Annotated in this window: 20 protein-coding genes; 8 read left to right on the top strand and 12 right to left on the bottom strand. The window is 36.8% G+C overall.

The features are described 5' to 3' along the window. Window positions 1-290: 290 nt before the first annotated feature. Window positions 291-1,175 carry a DUF2935 domain-containing protein gene (locus NE558_RS09785; RefSeq protein WP_256149859.1) on the bottom strand — a complete coding sequence of 295 codons (885 nt, stop codon included), beginning with the start codon at window positions 1,173-1,175 and terminating at the stop codon, window positions 291-293. A gap of 293 nt (window positions 1,176-1,468) precedes the next feature. Between NE558_RS09785 and NE558_RS09780 the strand changes: the two genes are divergently transcribed. From NE558_RS09780 to NE558_RS09770, 3 genes are all read left to right on the top strand, one after another. Next, entirely contained in the window at window positions 1,469-2,056 is a 588-nt protein-coding gene (locus NE558_RS09780) for an RNA polymerase sigma factor (protein WP_256149858.1), read from the top strand. Beyond that, on the top strand, window positions 2,034-2,813 hold the full coding sequence (locus NE558_RS09775) for a hypothetical protein (RefSeq protein WP_256149856.1): 780 nt from the start codon (window positions 2,034-2,036) through the stop codon (window positions 2,811-2,813). Before NE558_RS09780 ends, NE558_RS09775 begins: the two co-directional genes overlap by 23 nt. 270 nt (window positions 2,814-3,083) lie before the next feature. Beyond that, the gene (locus NE558_RS09770) at window positions 3,084-4,541 is read left to right on the top strand and encodes an S-layer homology domain-containing protein (RefSeq protein ID WP_256149855.1); all 1,458 of its coding nucleotides are present in this window, start codon (window positions 3,084-3,086) and stop codon (window positions 4,539-4,541) included. A gap of 606 nt (window positions 4,542-5,147) precedes the next feature. On the opposite strand, the gene NE558_RS09765 is transcribed toward NE558_RS09770, so the two are convergent. Next, the gene (locus NE558_RS09765; RefSeq protein WP_256149854.1) at window positions 5,148-5,645 is read right to left on the bottom strand and encodes an amidase domain-containing protein; all 498 of its coding nucleotides are present in this window, start codon (window positions 5,643-5,645) and stop codon (window positions 5,148-5,150) included. Window positions 5,646-5,780: 135 nt separating this feature from the next. On the opposite strand from NE558_RS09765, the gene NE558_RS09760 reads away from it, so the two are divergent. After that, a complete protein-coding gene (locus NE558_RS09760) occupies window positions 5,781-6,212 on the top strand; it encodes a VOC family protein (RefSeq protein ID WP_256149853.1) in 432 nt (143 codons plus the stop codon). 58 nt (window positions 6,213-6,270) lie between these two features. Beyond that, window positions 6,271-6,606, top strand: coding sequence for a hypothetical protein (locus NE558_RS09755; RefSeq protein WP_256149852.1), 336 nt, complete (start codon window positions 6,271-6,273; stop codon window positions 6,604-6,606). 90 nt (window positions 6,607-6,696) lie between these two features. On the opposite strand, the gene NE558_RS09750 is transcribed toward NE558_RS09755, so the two are convergent. Beyond that, entirely contained in the window at window positions 6,697-8,040 is a 1,344-nt protein-coding gene (locus NE558_RS09750) for a ferrous iron transporter B (protein WP_256149851.1), read from the bottom strand. 24 nt (window positions 8,041-8,064) lie between these two features. Beyond that, a complete protein-coding gene (locus NE558_RS09745) occupies window positions 8,065-8,298 on the bottom strand; it encodes a FeoA family protein (RefSeq protein WP_256149850.1) in 234 nt (77 codons plus the stop codon). A gap of 111 nt (window positions 8,299-8,409) precedes the next feature. Here NE558_RS09745 and NE558_RS09740 point away from each other — a divergent pair, with 111 nt between their 5' ends. Then, window positions 8,410-8,859, top strand: coding sequence for a metal-dependent transcriptional regulator (locus NE558_RS09740; protein ID WP_334303606.1), 450 nt, complete (start codon window positions 8,410-8,412; stop codon window positions 8,857-8,859). 284 nt (window positions 8,860-9,143) lie between these two features. Here the strand turns inward: NE558_RS09740 and NE558_RS09735 are convergent, their stop codons facing one another. The 3 genes from NE558_RS09735 to NE558_RS09725 all read right to left on the bottom strand — a co-directional run bounded on the left by NE558_RS09735 (window position 9,144) and on the right by NE558_RS09725 (window position 12,223). Continuing rightward, window positions 9,144-9,785, bottom strand: coding sequence for a class I SAM-dependent methyltransferase (locus tag NE558_RS09735; RefSeq protein WP_256149891.1), 642 nt, complete (start codon window positions 9,783-9,785; stop codon window positions 9,144-9,146). 1 nt (window position 9,786) lies between these two features. After that, complete coding sequence (locus tag NE558_RS09730) at window positions 9,787-10,332, bottom strand: PadR family transcriptional regulator (RefSeq protein WP_256149848.1); 546 nt, start codon at window positions 10,330-10,332, stop codon at window positions 9,787-9,789. A 286-nt stretch (window positions 10,333-10,618) separates the two neighbouring features. After that, a complete protein-coding gene (locus NE558_RS09725; RefSeq protein ID WP_256149847.1) occupies window positions 10,619-12,223 on the bottom strand; it encodes a family 10 glycosylhydrolase in 1,605 nt (534 codons plus the stop codon). 311 nt (window positions 12,224-12,534) lie between these two features. Here NE558_RS09725 and NE558_RS09720 point away from each other — a divergent pair, with 311 nt between their 5' ends. Continuing rightward, window positions 12,535-13,782, top strand: coding sequence for a shikimate kinase (locus NE558_RS09720; RefSeq protein ID WP_256149846.1), 1,248 nt, complete (start codon window positions 12,535-12,537; stop codon window positions 13,780-13,782). Between the two features lie 111 nt (window positions 13,783-13,893). On the opposite strand, the gene NE558_RS09715 is transcribed toward NE558_RS09720, so the two are convergent. Genes NE558_RS09715 through NE558_RS09705 form a run of 3 tightly spaced genes read right to left on the bottom strand, consistent with a single transcriptional unit; the run spans window position 13,894 to window position 15,432 of the window. Beyond that, complete coding sequence (locus NE558_RS09715; RefSeq protein ID WP_330643444.1) at window positions 13,894-14,445, bottom strand: permease; 552 nt, start codon at window positions 14,443-14,445, stop codon at window positions 13,894-13,896. Further along, entirely contained in the window at window positions 14,442-14,930 is a 489-nt protein-coding gene (locus tag NE558_RS09710) for a permease (RefSeq protein WP_256149845.1), read from the bottom strand. Before NE558_RS09710 ends, NE558_RS09715 begins: the two co-directional genes overlap by 4 nt. Before the next feature lie 58 nt (window positions 14,931-14,988). Further along, window positions 14,989-15,432 carry a MarR family winged helix-turn-helix transcriptional regulator gene (locus NE558_RS09705; protein ID WP_256149844.1) on the bottom strand — a complete coding sequence of 148 codons (444 nt, stop codon included), beginning with the start codon at window positions 15,430-15,432 and terminating at the stop codon, window positions 14,989-14,991. 613 nt (window positions 15,433-16,045) lie between these two features. Between NE558_RS09705 and NE558_RS09700 the strand changes: the two genes are divergently transcribed. Then, window positions 16,046-17,722 (top strand): methyl-accepting chemotaxis protein, encoded by a 1,677-nt coding sequence (locus tag NE558_RS09700; protein ID WP_256149843.1) that lies wholly within the window; start codon window positions 16,046-16,048, stop codon window positions 17,720-17,722. 193 nt (window positions 17,723-17,915) lie between these two features. Here NE558_RS09700 and NE558_RS09695 read toward each other — a convergent pair whose 3' ends face one another. Beyond that, complete coding sequence (locus NE558_RS09695) at window positions 17,916-18,392, bottom strand: VOC family protein (RefSeq protein WP_334303605.1); 477 nt, start codon at window positions 18,390-18,392, stop codon at window positions 17,916-17,918. Window positions 18,393-18,403: 11 nt separating this feature from the next. Beyond that, on the bottom strand, window positions 18,404-19,567 hold the full coding sequence (locus NE558_RS09690) for a UxaA family hydrolase (protein ID WP_256149841.1): 1,164 nt from the start codon (window positions 19,565-19,567) through the stop codon (window positions 18,404-18,406).

Raw genomic sequence — 19,567 nt, 5'->3', positions numbered from 1 at the left:
TTACTGTTCCAAAAGCTCTAGGGATGATTGAAAAGTTTAAAAGAAGGGGTTTATTTGTATCAAGATATTTTATAATAATCAAAAATGGAATTTCCCATTGAGAAAAAACACAAATGTGTTATTTGGGAATCAAGTTATTTAATCTAATAGATAGCAAAACAGGTCAACACACACTGAACTAAGACAGCGTATGTTGACTTTACTATTTCATCAGCTTTATAGAAACTATGCTTGAATTCACAATGTTATAGGAACAGGTATGCAGTTTATGTATCAGATAAGCAGTGTATTTATTTAAGAAGCCAAATAAAATGATTTGCTTCTCTCAAAAGGTGATCTGTATAGAGTGCCAGCATAATAGCTTGCACCTTGCAATCGATAATGCCTTGTGTAATCATTGCTTTAAATTCGGCTATATCCTCAGTTTCCCCAAGCAAGGTGCCCTCTGTGGGAGTATTACATACACTTGTTTCTTCATTGGCCAGCGTATCAAAGGTGTTAGCAAACGCATTTGCTTGATTGATAAAAACCCCTTGGGTGGGATCCAGCTCTCCCCGCATTACCTTGGCATGACCTACCATGTTCTGCGTCCAAAAGTTTATATCATCTTCCGGGTTCATATCCACCCGATTTTGCAGACCCACTAATATTTTTTGGTATCGCTGTGCTTCAAGGAGGACATGTTCGATATCTGCTGTATACATCATTGTGAACAGACCGCAGGTGGTTCGTAATTCCAACAGCTCTGCTTTAAACCGTACAAAGGAGTTGGTTAAACTCAAGAGGTTTTCGTTCAATGCACTGATAGATTGCTCCATATATGTGTTTACGGCACAGTTCGGGTTGTACGGTTCAATATTTTGTTCCATTCGTGTTAGATTGGTATCAATGTTTATACCGGTGGATATTTGGGCCTGTTGTTCCGCCTCTATGGTATACTGGGTATAAAATTGTCCTGAATGAAGATCATCTGCCTGAATAACTCCATTTGACAAGCGGATCGTTAGGCGCATTAAGCGGTCGTAATTTTGCTTGAATCTACCAGCTTGATTTGCATACTGTCGACCCGGAGGTGGCATTGTGGCTTCAATAAATACGGCGTGCTCCTTCATGATGCGTATCCAAAACAGATTATTCTGGATGGATAGCCGGATATAATCCTCAGTTGAAAGCATAAATATCACTCCATTTACTTTACATTCGTAGTATAATTATGCCTTCATTAGCGGAAATATTCGGGTTAATCGTTTGACTGGAGGGGATTGCCTTTCCTATTGTTGAATTTCACAGTTTTATAATAATCATTTTTCATTATTCAAAAAAGCAACTACAATAGTAAAGTTGTGGCATTTTGTTATACACCGAAGAGAAATAAATGTAGAGAGTAAAAATTTATTTTTGAATTTAAAATGAACCGTTTCCATGTTCAATGCCTCTTATATATGTGTACACAGAAAGGAGATTGCAAATGATAGACAATAGTGCAGAACTTGTTCTGAAACTGCAAAAGGGGGATAAGTCATCGTTTGAGGGTTTATTTGATTTGTATAAAGATAAAGCAATAAGAACGGCTTATCTGATAACAAACAACAGGGCTTTGGCAGATGATATTGTACAAGAGGCTTTTATACTATGTTATTTCAAAATTGCAGATTTAAAAGACCCGACGAGTTTTAAAACATGGTTTTTTAGAATGTTAACAAGGCTTGCATGGAAGATGTCTGCGAAAGAAAAAGTATCTATACCGGTTGATAACATATTCGAATTTGCAGAAGCAGAAGATACTCATTTAGTAGAAGGAGAAATAATTGATAGGGAAGAATCTAAAATTCTTATGAACGCGGTAGAGCATTTGGAAATTAAGAAAAAGATTACAGTACTTCTTTATTATTATAATAATTTCTCTGTATCAGAAATTGCTGAGATCATGGGATGCTTTGAAGGAACAGTAAAATCAAGACTCCATGCTGCGAGAAAAATTCTTAGAAAAAGTATCGAGTGTGACAATACCTATAGAATGGAGGCCAAATGCAATGAAATCACAGGGAAAATTTGAAGATAAGCTAAGGGTTGCAATAAATGCAAAGGCAGATAAAATTTGTCCTTCAGAGGACATGTTTCTGCAAATTAATAGAAAAATAAAAAATAAAAATATGGAGGGTATGAATATGAAATTATTTTCAGTAAAAAAAACCAGAGGTATTTTAGTAGCGTGTATGCTGTTAGCATTTACATCAATCACATGTTTTGCAGCAGCAAAAATTGCCAGCTATACAAGTCATTCTACAAATGACACCTTTGCTGAGTATCCCAGTGAAAATGAAGTGAAAAAAGAGGCTGGATTTGTTCCAAAGTATGTCGATGAGCTCTCAGGTGGATACGCCTTTCAAAATGGTGGTGTAGGAGAAACAAAGGCAGAGGCTGAAGATGGAAGTGCAGTAGTGACACTAAAAACCGCTACTTTCTCCTATAAGAATGGAGAGTCCACAGTAAACCTTTTGGTGGAAAATGGTGTTCTGCCGGGAGCAGATGAAACCGGTGATATTGTAAAAATTTCTGATAATATTGAGGGAAGATATCATAGTGATACGTATAAAATGTTACCACCTGATTATGTAATGACTGAACAGGATAAGGCTGATGCTGAAAGTGGAAAATATGTATTCTCTTATGGTTCAGAGGAAATTGAAGTTCTTCATATGCAGCAAATTAGTTGGGAAGACAACGGCATGTCTTATGCTTTGATTAATTCAGATGATGGGGTAAATAAAGATGTACTTGTTAAAATGGCTGGGGAAATTGTGAATAAATAAAACTTTAATAATACGGGATGAAAAGGCTTAGTCTTTTTCAAAGAAATTTAGTCTCAAATAAAAAGGAAAACAAAAAGATCACTCACATTTGTGGGTGATTTTTTTGTTCAGCAAGGTGTAACCGTATAACAGGAAATTGGGATGAAGATGAAATCCATAGCCTTACAATAAAAAACGACAATTATCTTAACAATATTGAAATATATGGAAATGCTATGGAGATTTATGTATAATTAAGGTAAATGATAAGCTATAGGGGAGGTTTTTATTATGACTAGAAAAATAGTTGCTTTTTTCATGTGTATTAGTTTGCTTTTTACCACATCGGGAACGGTTTTTGCCGATGATACCCATACGTTTAAGAAATTTGAAAGTTCAGTATTATCGGGTAAGGTTACGAAAATGTCACAAGGTAAAATTAAGCTTTCAAAAAGCAGTGATGAGCTTTGGAGTGAAAACATTGGTGATAGAAATCAAGACTTTATTATTCTTGATACAACAAAATTTAAAGATACAGAATTTAATGACGGGGATAATATAACGGCATATTTCTTCACTATTCTTATGGAGGATAAATCAACAATAGACGTAGGTGACTACGTATTCAAACTTCTGGCTTATAGGAGCAATGACCAGCAAATGACTGTTGAAGAAATGGGAAGATTTTTAGTAGAAATGGGGATATTAAAAGGATACGAAGATGGAGAATTACATTTGGAGCGAAACATAACAAGGGCAGAATTTATTGCTCTCATGGTGAATGCTTTCCGCTTAGATGATTATAGATATATGTACGAAATTGAAATTGAATATAATAGAAAACCATCCCCATTTAAGGATGTTCCAAAAGACCATTGGGCCCAAAATTACATCGCATATGCTTACAACAATGGAATGATAAATGGAAAGACGAAAGATACATTTGTTCCGGATGAAAGCATAACTATAAAAGATTGTATTGTGATTTTGCTCAAATCGAGTGAAAGGTTCGAGCATTCACGCCAGCATCTATTAGATACAGCAAAGGCATTAGGCGGATATCCAGATGGATATTTAAAAATTGCAAGGGAAAATGGGCTTATTGCTAATCAATCACCTGAGAAAATTGCTTCAAGAGGTGATGTTGTAAACATTTTATATAATGCATTTAACCATGAAACAAATTTTACATATCTGGGGGCTGCAAAACCAGTGATATATCTTTATCCCCAAAAAGAAACCAACGTAAATGTGAAACTTTCTTTTGTGGGAGATTTTACTTTCACTTATCCTGAATATAAGGATGGCTGGACTGTTAATGCAAAAACAAATGGCACACTTATCAGTGGAACAATGACGTATCCATACCTTTTTTGGGAAGGGAAGGTACTGAATTATTCCTCTGTGTTTGATGAAGGCTTTTTGGTTAGTCGAGAAGAAACGGTTACTTTCTTTGAGGAAAAACTGAAAACACTAGGTCTTAATGACAGAGAAAGGGCGGATTTTATTACATTCTGGGCTCCACGACTCATAGAAAATGAATTTAACCTGATTAAATTTGATACAGAGGAATATTCATCAAAAGTTTCACTAGATGTTGATCCCCAACCTGATAGTGTGATTAGGGTATTTATGGTGTATAAAGGGGCAAACGGAAACGAGAGCATAAAGGAACAGAAGTTAAAAACAGTTGAAAGAAAAGGTTTCGTTGCTGTTGAATGGGGCGGAGCCATTGAAGATTTGAAATAAGAGAGAAGGAAAACAAACACATAAAAGAAAGGAGAAACGAAATGAGCATGTTTTTCAATATGGGGAGCATTATTCTTGGCACCGTAGCATGGTTAATACCACTATTTGCGATTAGCCAGTTTCAGAAAGGGTATGAGCCGAAGAATTATATAATTTATAGCTTTATGGCTTGCTGTATTGCGTTGGTCTTTCAATTATTTGAAATCAGGCGCTACGTGATTATGCAAGATATAAGTGGGATTATGGACACAGTTGGAGCAGTCTCGGTTGTATCAATTATTCTTATTGTCATAACTTTGCTACTTAATAGCATAGTAAACTACTTAAGGAATGAAGGAAATGAATAATTAGGAAAATGAACAGAGATTTATCAAGCATTGAATTGTGGTAATGCGGAGAGATTGTTGTGTTTCAGAAACTTAATATAATTGTATCCGAAATAGAAATAAAAAAACTTATCATTTGTATTTCATCATACGTTTCCGTATCAGCTTCATTTTGAAGAGTATATTCTTGAAAGTCGCAATGATATAATTAACAGTACAGAATTTGCTGAATGTATGTTTATTCGTTTTTGGTTCAACCTAATCTGGAAAAGGGAAGGCCTTACCAAGTATTCACGTGGGTAATGTGTATAAAGCGAAGGCTTACGTAGGGATAAGTATCCAGTGGGCGATTGTCAGCGTCAAAGGTGTGAGCGGCAATAAGGATATTGGCGGGAGAAGGATTCTCTCCAATAGCAACAATTGAAGGAGAATGACTAAAACTGAATCCGTCGAAAGAAAGCTGCACAATATCCCCTGGCTCTACCTGAGAAATATCTGATGATACCCCAACAGGACCCAACCCAAGGTTTTTCACAAGAAACTTATAAAGATATTCTACTCCTGTCCAAGCTGGCGCCCGATTGTTTAGACTATAATAATACCAGCCGAAGGTTGGCTTTGGATTCATTACTCCTGAGCCAGTATACAGCACCTGAGAAGTGAAGTTTGTGCAATCCCCCCCTAGGAGATCAAAATTGTAGTAACGTGGATTGCGTCCATAAGCCCATTGGTGGGCATATGCTACAGCTTTTTCTCTATCGTAATATGTTTTTTTCATGTTCGTCACCTCTAAATTATTGTATGCTGATTGTAATGGGAGAATCATTGTTTTAGAATGAAAGCAGAAGCAAAAAAATGAATATAGAAATGACATTTAAAACAGAAAATAATTAATTTATAAGGAGGAAATAGAATGAATAAGATTACTTGTATTTGTTTAGGTGTAAGAAATATGAAAAAATCAATTCAGTTTTACAGAGATAAGTTGGGTTTTCAAACAGAGGAAAAGGATGATAATCCCAATGTTGTGTTCTTTAACACACCAGGTACTAAGTTTGAACTCTTTCCTTTGGAATTATTAGCGGAGGATATCAGTAAAGATGCTCCCCCTAAAATAAGCAGCGGTTTTGGCGGATTCACATTGGCGTATAATGTTGAACAAAAAGAGGACGTAGACAATGTCATAGAATTGGCAAGAAATGCAGGAGCCAAAATTATCAAAGAACCTCAGGAAGTTTTCTGGGGAGGATACCATGCATACTTCGCCGACATGGACGGTTATTATTGGGAAGTTGTTTGGGGACCTGGTTTTGTGTTCGATGAAAATGGTTTGTTGAAATTCTAAAAATAGTAAAAGCAATTGAAGACTAATTTAGGTCTGGAATAAATGACCAGGAGGATCTATGGAATCAAACGAAAACCTCTTTAGAAACATGATACAATCAGATGTTATAAAGCTAAATTTAATTCAAAAAGCGAAACAATGTATGTATCAATATTTTAAAGATTGGTCTAAAGATGCATTGGATGATTGTTTGGGTGCAGATTTTAATTTGAATACTATTAATAATGATGTAAAATTGGTTAAATGTGGTGTACAAATCAATGTAACTCAAGATTATTTGTTTTGCTACAATTTAAGTTTTATGATTACCTCTCAAAACAATGATTTTTTGTGTAACTACTACTCATACTTTGATATAAACGGAGGGTTGTTAGATCAATTTATAGATAGGTAATTTAAAAGCAATATTTTTGTAAAGAAGAATTTTAAATATGACTTTTAAAATTTATACTAAAAGTACTTAAATATCAATTAGAAAGCCCCCTCAATAGGGGGTTTTAGCATGCAAATTCATATATACCATGCACATGGTCAGTGCTTGCTTTCCGCAAGCGTTACAGCGTTTGAATGTTTTATCCAGATTATAAGCAACTCTAGGTAAATATCCGGCATCTTCAAGCAATGTGAATAACGGGAAAAAAATTGCCATTGGAGGAAGCATAACTGAAACTACCCAAGCTAAAACTCGATAGACTCCCAGAACAAGGATGCCATGAAGCCAAGCAGGTGCATTCATAAACTGAAAAAAGGCAGTTAAATAGTCTTGCACTTGAAATAAGAAGCTGGATATCAACTGAGAAGGATAATTACTACCAGTAATAGTTAACCAAAATACAAGGGCAAGAAGCGCCAGCATAATGGGATAGCCTGTCGTTTTACTGGTTAGTATTCTGTCTATATTCCGATCTGTAGAATTATAGTTTTGATTTTCATAGTAAACAGTATCCTTAGAAATTTTTTCGGCAGAAGTAACAAGAGAAGTTACAATTTTATCTTTCAATTTATCTGGATTAAGTTTACTGCGCTCCAAAATATTTTTTGCATTTTCTAGATCTGCAATCAGCTGGCTGTCTTCCAGAACAGAAACCCCTAAATAAGCATCGATTTCTTTCATCAAAGGTTCATCTTGTTCCAATAATTTTAAGCTCAGCCACCGACTATTAAGTAATTTGCCATATTTTTCGTTTAGAATAGGCTCGATTGCTGAGATTGCTTCTTCTATTTCTTCTGCGTACTGAATGGATAGGGGAGAACAATGAATTGTACCATCGGTTACTTTATCAACAATATCCATTAAAGCAGAAAGACTCTTCTTTTTTCTTGCAATGGCACCAATAACGGGTACACCAAGATGCTTAGAGAGTTTATCCACATCAATTTTAATATTTTTTCGACGGGCCTCATCCATCAGATTGATACAAACGACCACATTTTTTGAAATTTCCATGGTTTGCAGCACCAAGTTAAGATTACGCTCTAAACAAGTTGCATCACATACTACAACCACTGCATCCGGATTACCAAAACAAATAAAATTTCTTGCTACCTCTTCTTCGGCTGAATGAGCCATCAACGAGTAGGTTCCCGGAATATCCACTAGCACATATGACTGATTTTTTGTGGAACAATAGCCCTGTGCATTTGTAACCGTTTTTCCGGGCCAGTTGCCGGTGTGCTGTTTCATTCCTGTAAGACCATTAAACACTGTGCTTTTTCCCACATTTGGGTTTCCAGCAAGTGCAATAATTTTATCATTCGGTGATTGCTTATTTATTTCCAATCCAAAATCAACGGCATTTAATCCAATTGAACTATTTGTCAGCCCCATCGTGTAATCCCCCTTACTGAATCTTTACTTGCGCGTTACAATGATATTCTCGCAATCCTCAGATCGAATTGCAATTACTGCACCACGAATTAAAAAAGCAGTTGGGTCTCCGCCGGGGCTTCGACCGATACACTCTATATCGGTGTTTTCAACCAAGCCAATATCCAATAAACGACGACGCATACTTCCTGTGGAGAGAAGCGCATTTACAATAGCACTTTCACCGGGGTTTATATCATTCAAAGAATTCATATTCATAGTAATTCCGCCCTTCGAATAAATTTAGGTTAAGGAAACTTTCTATGAACATAGTATTCCAAGATATGGGAAAGGTGACTGCCAAAGCATATAAAAAATAAGGGGAATCAGATGATGACAAAAGCAAATGGCTTTTATACTCTAAAGGGATATCAAATGAATGAAGGCGCGGAACTTACCACCGCAATGGAAGATTATTTGGAAATGATCTGTCGGACTTCATTGGAAAGTGGAATTGTCCGCATAAGTGATTTATCGAAGATGCTAAATGTAAAACCGTCCTCTGCAACAAAAATGGTACAGCACCTAAAAGAGTTAGGGTACGTAAATTCTGAAAAATACGGACAAATTGAGCTGACAGAGGTAGGAACCGAAGCAGGTGCTTATCTTTTATACCGCCATGACGTTATTTCTCGTTTTTTATGTATTTTAAATCAGTCTGAAAATGAATTAGAGCAAGTAGAAAAGATTGAGCATTTTTTAAATCAAAAAACAGTGGAAAATATAAGCAAACTTACTCAGCGCCTTGAGGATGAAAGGAAACAACCCCAAAACGAATGACATGTAAAAGAATATAAAGATTCTGTTTTCATAGCATTCTTAAGTATAATGATTTTGGCTAAAACTCTGCTAATCATATTTTTTGACTCAGAATCAAATTCTGGACAAGCTAATTGAGAAAGATTGCGTAAGGTAGAATTGGATGCATAGACCTTTCTAAAATCCAAATTATATTACGCTAAAACAAAAATCAGGAAACGATAGATGGAAAACCCTTAAAAGGAACATCTTTTTATATCCACATAAGCAAGGCGCCCCAAAAAAGGGGCGTTTTAAGAGAGGTTTTATTTTTTACCTGCAATACAAAGACCAAAAAAGTCACTTGATACCACTGCATTGCTTAGTTCTGAATGGCGAAGGAGTTCTGTGATTTCCGATAATGTATAGGCTGCATTTAAAGAACTCACCAGGCCTTGACGCATTTCCTTTGGGCGAGTAGCGTGATAAACCAGTGCTTTTTTCAATGGATTTACATCACGACGTAAATCGGTGATACAATATCGACCACCATGGCGAAGAACACGATTAATCTCTTGAAAAGCCTGTAATGGATTTTCCCATTCATGGAGGGAGCCATTGGAGATAACTGTGTCAAAGCTTTCATTTTCAAAAGGCATTTTCATACAGCTTCCTAAGACATAGCTTGCCGGGAAATTATATTCAGCTGCATTTTTTTTGGCAACGTGAAGCATGGCAGGACTAATTTCGCAACCTGTAAGAGAGGTTACACAGATTTTTTTGGTTAGTTCTAACCCCACGTAACCGGGGCCTGGTCCAAGTTCTAATAAATCGCCACCCTTGATGCCGGAAGCAATCATTTCATTTACACCATTCCAGCCTTTGTCTCTCATTTCTCTGGCAAAAATATCAAAGGCTTCCACAGTCAGTTCATCTTGAATTCCTTCATCTGTTTCAATAATTCTCATTTTAACCACAGAATTCATCCTCCTTTAAGGATTGCAAAGATTTTTCCGCCCAAGCAAGCTCGGCTCTATAGTGGTAAAGATGGTGCTCGAAAATGATGTTGGCTGTAGTTTTGTATTTCTCAGGAATATACCTGAGGGTTTCATTACGGTGTACCTCAAGAGAAGAGAGTACCAATTGCAACTTTGCCACGTGATTGCATAGACTTTCAATCAGTTCGTTGTGTTCTAAATAATCAGAAAAGTAAAAGGTTCCATCAATATCAAAGGTAGGACGGTATTCTATGTTCAAATTCTGCTGAAGTAACTCTTTGAACTTATCCTCACCTGTTTTACTTACCTGATAAATTGTTTTTTCCGGGCGAGCTCCCTGTTTCTCTCGTTGTGCAGTGATGTAGCCCAAAGCTTCCATTTTTTCTAAGTGATAGTAAACAGTGGGAAGCTTAATTTGGGTGAAATCCTCTAATTGTTCCTCCATCAGTTTTTTAATCTGATACCCATGTTGGGGGCCAAATCGCAAGAGGAGGCCAAGAATATAAAGTGGAACCATAAAAACACTCCTGACAAATAAAAATTTTAATACTCAGTATTGACTATATTTTATACTCAGTACTGAGTATGTGTCAAGATGTAATGGAATAATTTTCTAATAAAATATACTTTTGCTTCATTACTAGCGGCACGTTGGGTTTTATATTAGGATACCGAAATGTATACAACAGGGGAAGTTTTCTTCAAACAAACCTAAGATATATGAATAAAAGAAAGGCAGAGCCCAATAAATGGGTTCTGCCTTTAGAAAAATCTTGAGTACTAATTTAAAACTAGATATCAGTTTATTTGTAGGATTTTGTAGTATCAATTCCGATGGTAGAGGTTTTCTCATCCCATGTTACACCTACATCTAAAAGTTTTGCAACATCTCTAAGTTTATAATATGTATAATCGTTAATGGTATATGCGCTTACGTTTTCTTGGTTGCCATCTAAAAACAGTTTCGCTGTTGATGTGATTGCCGTTGTATCTTTTGCAAGGGAACTGGTCCCTGTTGTTCCGGAATAACTTAAACCTGTTAACAGGTTTATGGATGCATCTTCATTATTCCAAACAGTATCAAATTGCTTTGCCGTACCACTAATGGAATGGGCAATATCTCTTAGCTTAAAGTAGGTATAATCATTAATGGTATATACCTCGAAAGCTGCAGGAGCACCATTTACTGTAATTGCTGCCTTTGTTGCATAGGCTTTTTTCTTTTCAATGATAGTTGGCGATTCGGGTTGTGTAGGCTGGGTTGGCGTAACCGCACTATAATATTTCTTTAAAGCCGTTGCGGCACCTTGACGATCATCAAATAAATCTCTGGCGCTAAAGAAAATGCTTCCGCTTACATTATAGCCCTCATTCACTTTCAATTGATCTGCAATTTCCTTTGCTACCACATCTTTATAGATTCCTTGTCCAATATAAAGGGTAACTCCTGTATTTTTTACAAATTCACTCCACCATTTTACCAAGGTTTGGTAGTCTGCATATGCATTTCCTTGCTCCCAGTAAAGCTGGGGTGTAATATAATCTATCCAGCCTTTTTCTATCCATGTTTTCGCATCACCATAAACAGAATAATAACCTTCCCCTCCATTTGTTGCTGAACCAGAAGGGTCTGAGCTATTATTTTTCCAAATGCCCAAAGGGCTGATTCCAAACTGAACCTTTGGATTTGTATCTTTGATTTTTTCACTAACCATACGAACCATGTCATTCACATGCTGACGTCGTGCATTTGCTTCTGCACCATCTCTGGTTTGACCCTCTGCCAATGGGTAGTTTGTGGGGTAAAAGTAGTCATCAAAATGGATTGCATCCACGTTATAGTTTTTTACAACCTCACCAACGGTATCTCGGATATATTCCTTCACTTCTGTTTTTGCAGGGTTATAATACATTGCACCATTGTAAGTGATAATCCAATCTGGATGCATTCTCGCCATATTATCGGAGGATAAAGCCGCCAAATCAGTGCCGGAGGTGGTAATCCGATAGGGGTTCATCCATGCATGAAATTCCATCCCTCTTTTATGGGTTTCATCAATCATAAATTTCATGGGATCATAACCGGGATCTTTACCTTGTACTCCTGTCAAAACTGCACTCCAAGGATTTAGGTCTGATTCATAAAAAGCATCCCCTTTTGGTCTAACTTGAACCACCACTGCATTTACGCCAATTGCCTTCAGTTTATCCAATTTTTGTGTAAACTCAGCTTTTTGTCCGTCGATATTGTTTTGTACTGAGGGGTAGTCTGCGCTGTATACCGTTGAAATCCATACACCGCGAAAATCCTTTGAGTCAGCGGCAAAAGCCGATACGCAATTTACGTTGCCCACTAACACAGTTACAGTTAGAAGAGCTGCACCAAATTTTTTCAACCACTTTTTCATCATATTCTCCTATTAATTTACCAATATTACCGTTTTTGCCTATTATCCTATGAATTTACCATTATTGCCGTTTTTACCTATTCTAACATATTTTTTCCTATTTTGCCATTAAGAATATATTACAAAGGGCTGGTATTTGATGGCATAAAATACTCATAGAAAACATTCATTTTTAATCCGAAAACATTGAAACTTCACTTTAAAATACAAAGTAAAAGTTCTATCTTAAGAGAAAACCTTATAAAACCGTTGCATATTTTTGACAGCTGTATTACCATAGGAGAAAACGTACGGATGAGGGGTGTATTTTTATGAGATATGGCTTAATTGGTGAAAAAGTTGGACATAGTTTTTCAAAAATTATACATGAGCAACTGGCAGATTATACTTATGACTTAATTCCTCTTACCAATGAGGCTTTTCATAATTTCATGAAGCAAAGGGAATTTCAAGCAATAAATGTCACAATTCCATATAAAGAACTTGTTTTACCTTATTTAGATTGTGTTGACCCCAAAGCGGCGGCAATTGGAGCAGTGAACACAGTTGTTCATAGGGGGAATAAACTTTACGGTTACAATACGGATTATGATGGGTTTCGTTACATGTTAATGAAGCACAAAATAGACCCAAAGGGAAAAAAAGTCTTGCTTTTAGGTAGGGGGGGAGCGGCAAAGGCCTGTATCGCGGTGGTAAAAGATATGGGCGCTGAACAGATTCTTACTGTATATTATAAAGAAAATGCTGAGACCATTACCTATCAAACGTGTTACGATAGCCATAGAGATGCGCAGATTATTATCAACACTACTCCCGTGGGAATGTATCCCAATACGGAAGAAAGCCCTATTGATTTAAATGGTTTTGACAATTTAGAGGCAGTGGTTGATGTTGTATACAATCCTCTGCGGACTAAATTTGTTTTGGAGGGACTTTCCAAAGGGGTGACTGCGGTAGGTGGTTTAGAAATGCTCATTGGACAAGCTAAATGTGCAGTGGAAATATTTCTAGGCAAAAAAATGGATAATACGTTTATTCAGAACTTGTATACAGCTTTATTAGAGGAGAGAAGTAACCTTGTTCTCATTGGGATGAGTGGCTGTGGAAAAACAACCTTAGGTAAGATGGCGGCCAAACGTTTGGGAAAAGGTTTTGTGGACATTGATGAAGAAATTGTTAAGGAAATTGGCATGCCAATCAAAGAGTACTTTTCAAAAATGGGAGAAACCTCATTCCGTCTTGTAGAAAGAACTATGGTTCAGAAGTTTTCTAAGGAAAATGGATTGGTTATTGCAACAGGAGGCGGCGTTATTAAGAATGAGCTTAATATTGGTGATTTAAAACAAAATGGTCGAATCATTTGGGTTAAAAGAGAAGTCTCTTTACTGGAAAGCGGCAATGGCAGGCCTTTGACACCAGATGCCGAAGCCACTGCTCGTTTGTATCAGGAACGGTTGCCTTTATATGAAGGGGCGGCAGAGGTTGTTTGCCAAAATAATGGCACTGCTGAAGAAGGATTAAAGAAGCTTATGGATAAATATAATGAATTATTGATTTAGACTCATAAAAACTCACTTAAGGTAAGAGGATAGGGGCCATTCTTTTGCCTTAGGTGAGTTTTTTATTTGCAATCTGTTCTCGCTCTACAAAAATGAATCTATTTTTTTTGCTTATACATCCAGTGTTTCGGCTGCTTTATAAATCGCTTCTACTTCTTTTTTGGAGAGGGAATGATTCAGAGCAAAAGCGATAAAAATGATTCCTGGGATATCCACAGCAAGGCGAGTTAGGGCAAATTTCATTCCCATGTATGTCATTTCGAACATCAGCATAGGAATTTTTGTGGTGGACCAGGCACCAATAAAAATCATTAAATTGGTAAATTTCACACCTTTTTTCATAAACACAGATGCAATGGGAAACGCCCCATACAGGGGTCCTGCTGCGAAGGAGCCAATAATAAAGGCCAGAAACATCCCTTTTAACCCGGAATTTTCCCCTATATATTTCACCATAGTTTCTCTGGGAATCCAAACATCCAGCAGGCCTAATAAAATAAACACAGGAGGCACAACCAAAAGCATTTGTGTCAACTGAAAAAGCGAGATACCCGCACTTTTTATTCCCAATTGAGGTCTGAATATAGTTAGGATGCCTAATATAACCAAGCTAAAAAGAAAGTATCGATATCTTTTAACAACGTTAAGAACTTTTTTCATCATGAACCCACCACCAAACGAATGATTATTGCAACGAAGAAGGAAAAGATAAAGGCTAATAAATTTCTTAATAACGTAAGCTTTTTGCCGAAGAATTTTGTTTCTACGGGTATTGTAACTAAGCCTACCATCATGAGGGTAGAAATAAATGCTCCAATCTGCATATAGCCGGCACCCGCTTCTACCAATAGCGCTGCCGTAGGGAAGGCGACGTAAGGGGGAATCAAGGTAATTGCACCAACAGAACCAGCCAATACTACACCGAACCATCCTGAATTTTTACCAATTAACTGGGATATAACATCTGTATTTACAATTGCGAGGAGAATTCCTACGATCACAAGCAAAGACAAAACCTGAGGAAGAATATTCTCAAATGATTTCCATGCCTTTTTTAATGCGAGCATGGATTTCTTTTTGTCCTTCACAAAGGAAATAACAAGTGCAACAATTGCTGCGAAATAAAATAAATAGGTTTGAATATCCATAATTTATCTCCATATGAAATTAGATTTAACACTGTAACAGTTGAAGTTTTGATTAATTTCAGACTTCTTCCTTTGTTTTAGTTTCAAGTTTACTTATGATACGAAACAAATATTGATGCAAGTGATCTTTTTCATCGTCATTTAGACAGTCAAAGATTTTTACGGCTTCATGAATGTTTTTTTCCATGAATCTAGCTGCTTTCACCCCTTCTTCTGTTAAATAGAGACACATTGCCCGCCGATCTTTTTCGCTGGGAGTACGGGTGATGTAGCCATTCGTCTCCAGCTTCATGATGATTTCCCCCACAGATTGAGTGCGTATATCCAGCCAATCCGATAGCTCTTTTTGCCGTATGCCAGGATGATTGAGCAAAAGGGAAAGAATGCGTCCTTGCCCCTGAAAGGATTCTTTTTGGGCAATTCGATTCTTTTGATGATGATAACGATGCATCAACCGATTGACTAGAAAAAATTGATCCATTAATTCCAAATTGTCCTGCACGTCGCGACCCTTCTTTAACTTATAATTTATAGTCCATATTATACAGGTACCTTTATAATATTTCAACAGATATTTTCTCATTTCCTTGTCTGCTTTTATCAGGTGAAATTAAGATACGTGAACAGTAATTTGTCTGATTTTAATTTCAATTCAGTATTTTTTTAGGAAAAGATTATGAATAACATTGTAATTTAATATGTTTATTAGTGTAAAATGTACTTATTATATAAATTTTAAAAGAAATGGTTATTTCTAATATAAGAATAAATGGTAAATCTTGTGTAAATATTACTATCTTTTTATCTAATAGAATTTATATTACATCGTCGGAAATATAGAATTTATTCTATATATTATGCAAAACAATTCTTGAATTACATAGTTATATCACGAAGTGTGAAATTTACAGCGAAATCTGGAGTTAACGTTGGATAATTTAACAATATTCGACAAAATTTACTAAAAAAATATTGACTATAATTTTATGAACAAGTATATTTAAAAAATAGAATTACATAAGAAAATGTAATTACAAAATAATTTTTTTTATGTAATTTGGGTTTTTGACTATGGGGCATTACGAAGGAAAAGACAAGAGAGGGCGACTGATAGTATGAAGAATTTTAGTATTGGTAAGAAACTGAGCATTTCGTTTGGAATAGTGATTATATTAAATATCATAACGGTGCTTTGTGCAGTTTTTTTGGGTATTTTTTCTATCAGAAAGGATTTTACGGATTTTTATAACAAACCGTTTCACTCAACAAACTATACCCAGACAGTCAGAAGTGAAATACAAGGAATTCAAGCGGATTTAGCATATATGGTTATCGAGATCGATCCAGAAAAACTAAAAGCATGGGATGTAGATTTAGATTCCAGAGTTGCAAATTTAGAAAGTTTATTATCACAACTGGATGATGTACTGATTCAGCAAGAAGGAAAGGATAAGTTGGCGCAAATCATTGCAGATACACCGAAAAGGGCGGAAATTCGTGATAGAATACAGGCTGCTGCTTACGCAAATGATACTGAGTTAGCCAGAAAAATTATTAATGAGGAATATGTTCCGGCTTCAAAGAAAGCCCAAGACTTAGCAGATGAAATTAACAATATTGCATCCGAAACAGCAAACAATTTTTATCTTAAGTCGGAGAAGTCTGCTAAAATTGTTACTTCGATTATTTTTATATTGTTCGGAGCAAGCTCTATTATAGCAATACTTATGGGGTTATACATCATCAAAAGTATTCGCAAGCCTTTGGCAGACATTGAGGCTGCTGCGAAGGATTTGGCAGAGGGCAATTTGAATGCAGTTGTTACATATGAATCAAAAGATGAGGTAGGTTCCTTAGCCAATAGTATTCGTACTTTGATTGAAAACTTAAATCGTTATATTGCCAATATTTCTTATGTTCTTGGACGCATGGCTGACGGAGATATGACAGTGAAAGTGGATATAGATTATCAGAACGATTTTTCTCCGATTAAGCTTTCCATGGAGCAGATTATCGCTGCACTGAATGAAACCCTTACGCAGATTCAAGTTTCCTCCAAGGAGGTTTCGGCAGGTGCTGATCAGGTATCCTCAGGCGCACAATCTTTATCTCAAGGAGCAACGGAGCAAGCAAGCTCTATTGAAGAATTAGCATCTAATATCGCTGAAATTTCAGAGCAGATTAAACAAAATGCCGATGGTGCAAAACAGGTTTATGAAAATGTAAAAGAAACCACAGATGAAATCCATTTAGGCAATGAGCAAATGCAAAACCTTGTTGCGGCTATGGATGAAATTACAAATACCTCTAACGAAGTGCAAAAGATTATTCGTGCCATTGACGATATAGCATTCCAAACAAATATTCTTGCGTTAAACGCAGCTGTTGAGGCTGCCCGTGCAGGTGCGGCAGGAAAAGGCTTTGCTGTTGTTGCAGATGAGGTGCGAAATTTGGCTGGTAAGAGTGCTGAGGCTGCTAAAAATACCACAACATTAATTGATAATACAATTATTGCTGTTAACAACGGCACCAAGCTGGTGGATAGAGTGCGGGAATCTCTAAATAAGATTGATGAAAAAGGCAATCAGGTTATTGTTTTAGTAGAGGAGATTGCAGAAACTTCTCAGCAACAGGCAGAGGCAGCCGAGCAAATTAATATCGGCGTCGAACAAATTGCCAGTGTGGTTCAGACAAACTCTGCCACAGCGGAAGAGAGTGCCGCTTCCAGTGAGGAACTTTCAGGTCAGGCTGAAATACTTCAAAGTCAAATTTCTAATTTTAAATTAAGTTAATTTCTTAGTAATTTGATAAGGTAAGTATTGATTGTTATAAGCTAATATTATTAAAAAGAATTGAACTTAATTGTAAAACCTGAAATTATATATGTGTGAAAAAATTAAAGAAAAACAAAAAATATGCTCCCATATTCCATCTTTTTGATGGTTTGCGGGAGCTTTTTTTGCAAGTTTTGGAGGGTTAATGGAGTTATCTTAATAGTCTTTCTACTAATTTTAAAGGAACATCCATCCGCACTGCAATTTCCTTTTTTGTAAGACCGCTTTTTAAAAAGCGGAAACAAACTGACTTTAGATTTTCGCCTACTTCAATAATATGCTTATCAGGGTCATAAAAGCGAATCACCCTTTGTCCCCAGTTATGCTCCTTTACAGGATGTACAAGAGCAACATCTCTGTTTGAGATTATTTTTTCGGCAAAAGAATCGAAATCATCTTCTTCAAAATATAATTCCGTAACTTTGTTGCCAAAGATAAGATCATCTTCATGATTGCCAATGAGGGATAGCCAAGAGTCTTTTGTTTGCAATGCAATTCCCCCTGTTAAAGTCACGTTTGCACCAAAATCCATAACAATACGAAGGCCTAAAATCTCCGTGTAAAATTGCTTTGACGCTTCCAAATTTGAAACAACAAGTAATGGACTTTTAAATTTCAAGATAGGCACCTCCTAATTTACTAAAAAGTATAGCCAATGCGATAAATTCCGAACTCTTTGTGTCCTAATTTCTCCGCCTTGGTCAGTTCTCCGTTTGCTACCGCAATCATCTTTTCAAAAATCTCTTTGCCAACAGAGTCAAGGGTGCATTCTCCGAGAATTACTTTTCCTCCGTTAACATCTATGTTTTCCTCCATATTACGATATGTCTCTGGGTTGCCTGTAATTTTAATAACAGGAGCAATGGGACAACCAGTGGGCGTTCCTCGTCCAGTGGTAAAAACGATTAACTGAGCGCCACCTGCCACCATACCAGTAATGGAATCGATATCTTCTCCCGGTGTATCCATGAAGTAAAGACCTGGTTTTGTGGTGGGAACAGGTTCACCATATTCCAAGGCACCCAAAAAAGGTGTTGTATTTCCCGCTTTATGCATACATCCCAATGATTTTTCCTCTATGGTACTGAGTCCTCCCTGAATATTTCCCGGTGTTGGCTGTGAGCCCCTTAAATCCTCGCCAACGGCCAAAGCTCTTTTTTCCACCTTGGAAACCATATCTAAAAACTTCGCTCTTTCTTTGGAATCATAAAATCTTTCTGCTAAAATATGTTCTGCTCCGATAACCTCGGTGGTTTCGCTTAAAATGCTGCTTCCACCCATAGAGACTAGAAGATCCGAAGCAATGCCAATTGCGGGATTTGCAACAATACCACTTGTGGGGTCACTGCCGCCACACTCCATGCCAAGAATGAGATGGTTGAGGGGGAAGGTGGCTCTTTTCATCAAGGATAAGTTTTCCGCCATTTTTGATGCAATGTGAATTCCTTGTTCCACGGTTTTTGTTGTTCCACCACAGTCCTGTATGGTTATGAATGAAGCTTCTTTACCTGTCTTTTCAATCTCGTGAGCAATCTGATCGGCCTGAATGCCTTCACAGCCCAGTCCCACAACCAAAACAGCACCTACATTTGGGTTACAGCCAAATCCGGTAAGGGTGCGTACCGTTTGACGAAAGTCGGCACCCATTTGACAACAACCATGCTGATGAGGTAGGGAAATGGCACTCACCTTTACTGCAATACGATTTGCCACCTCCACAGCACAGACGGAGGCAGGTATAATTAATAAGTGGTTTCGGATTCCAAAAGTACCATTTTCTCGTGCATAGCCCTTGAGCATCAT

It is taken from the genome of Anaerotignum propionicum, assembly GCF_024461735.1.
In the GTDB taxonomy this organism is placed as follows: domain Bacteria; phylum Bacillota; class Clostridia; order Lachnospirales; family Anaerotignaceae; genus Chakrabartyella.
The sequence above is the reverse complement of the archived record's forward strand: the minus strand, read 5'-3'. Positions and strand labels throughout refer to the sequence as shown.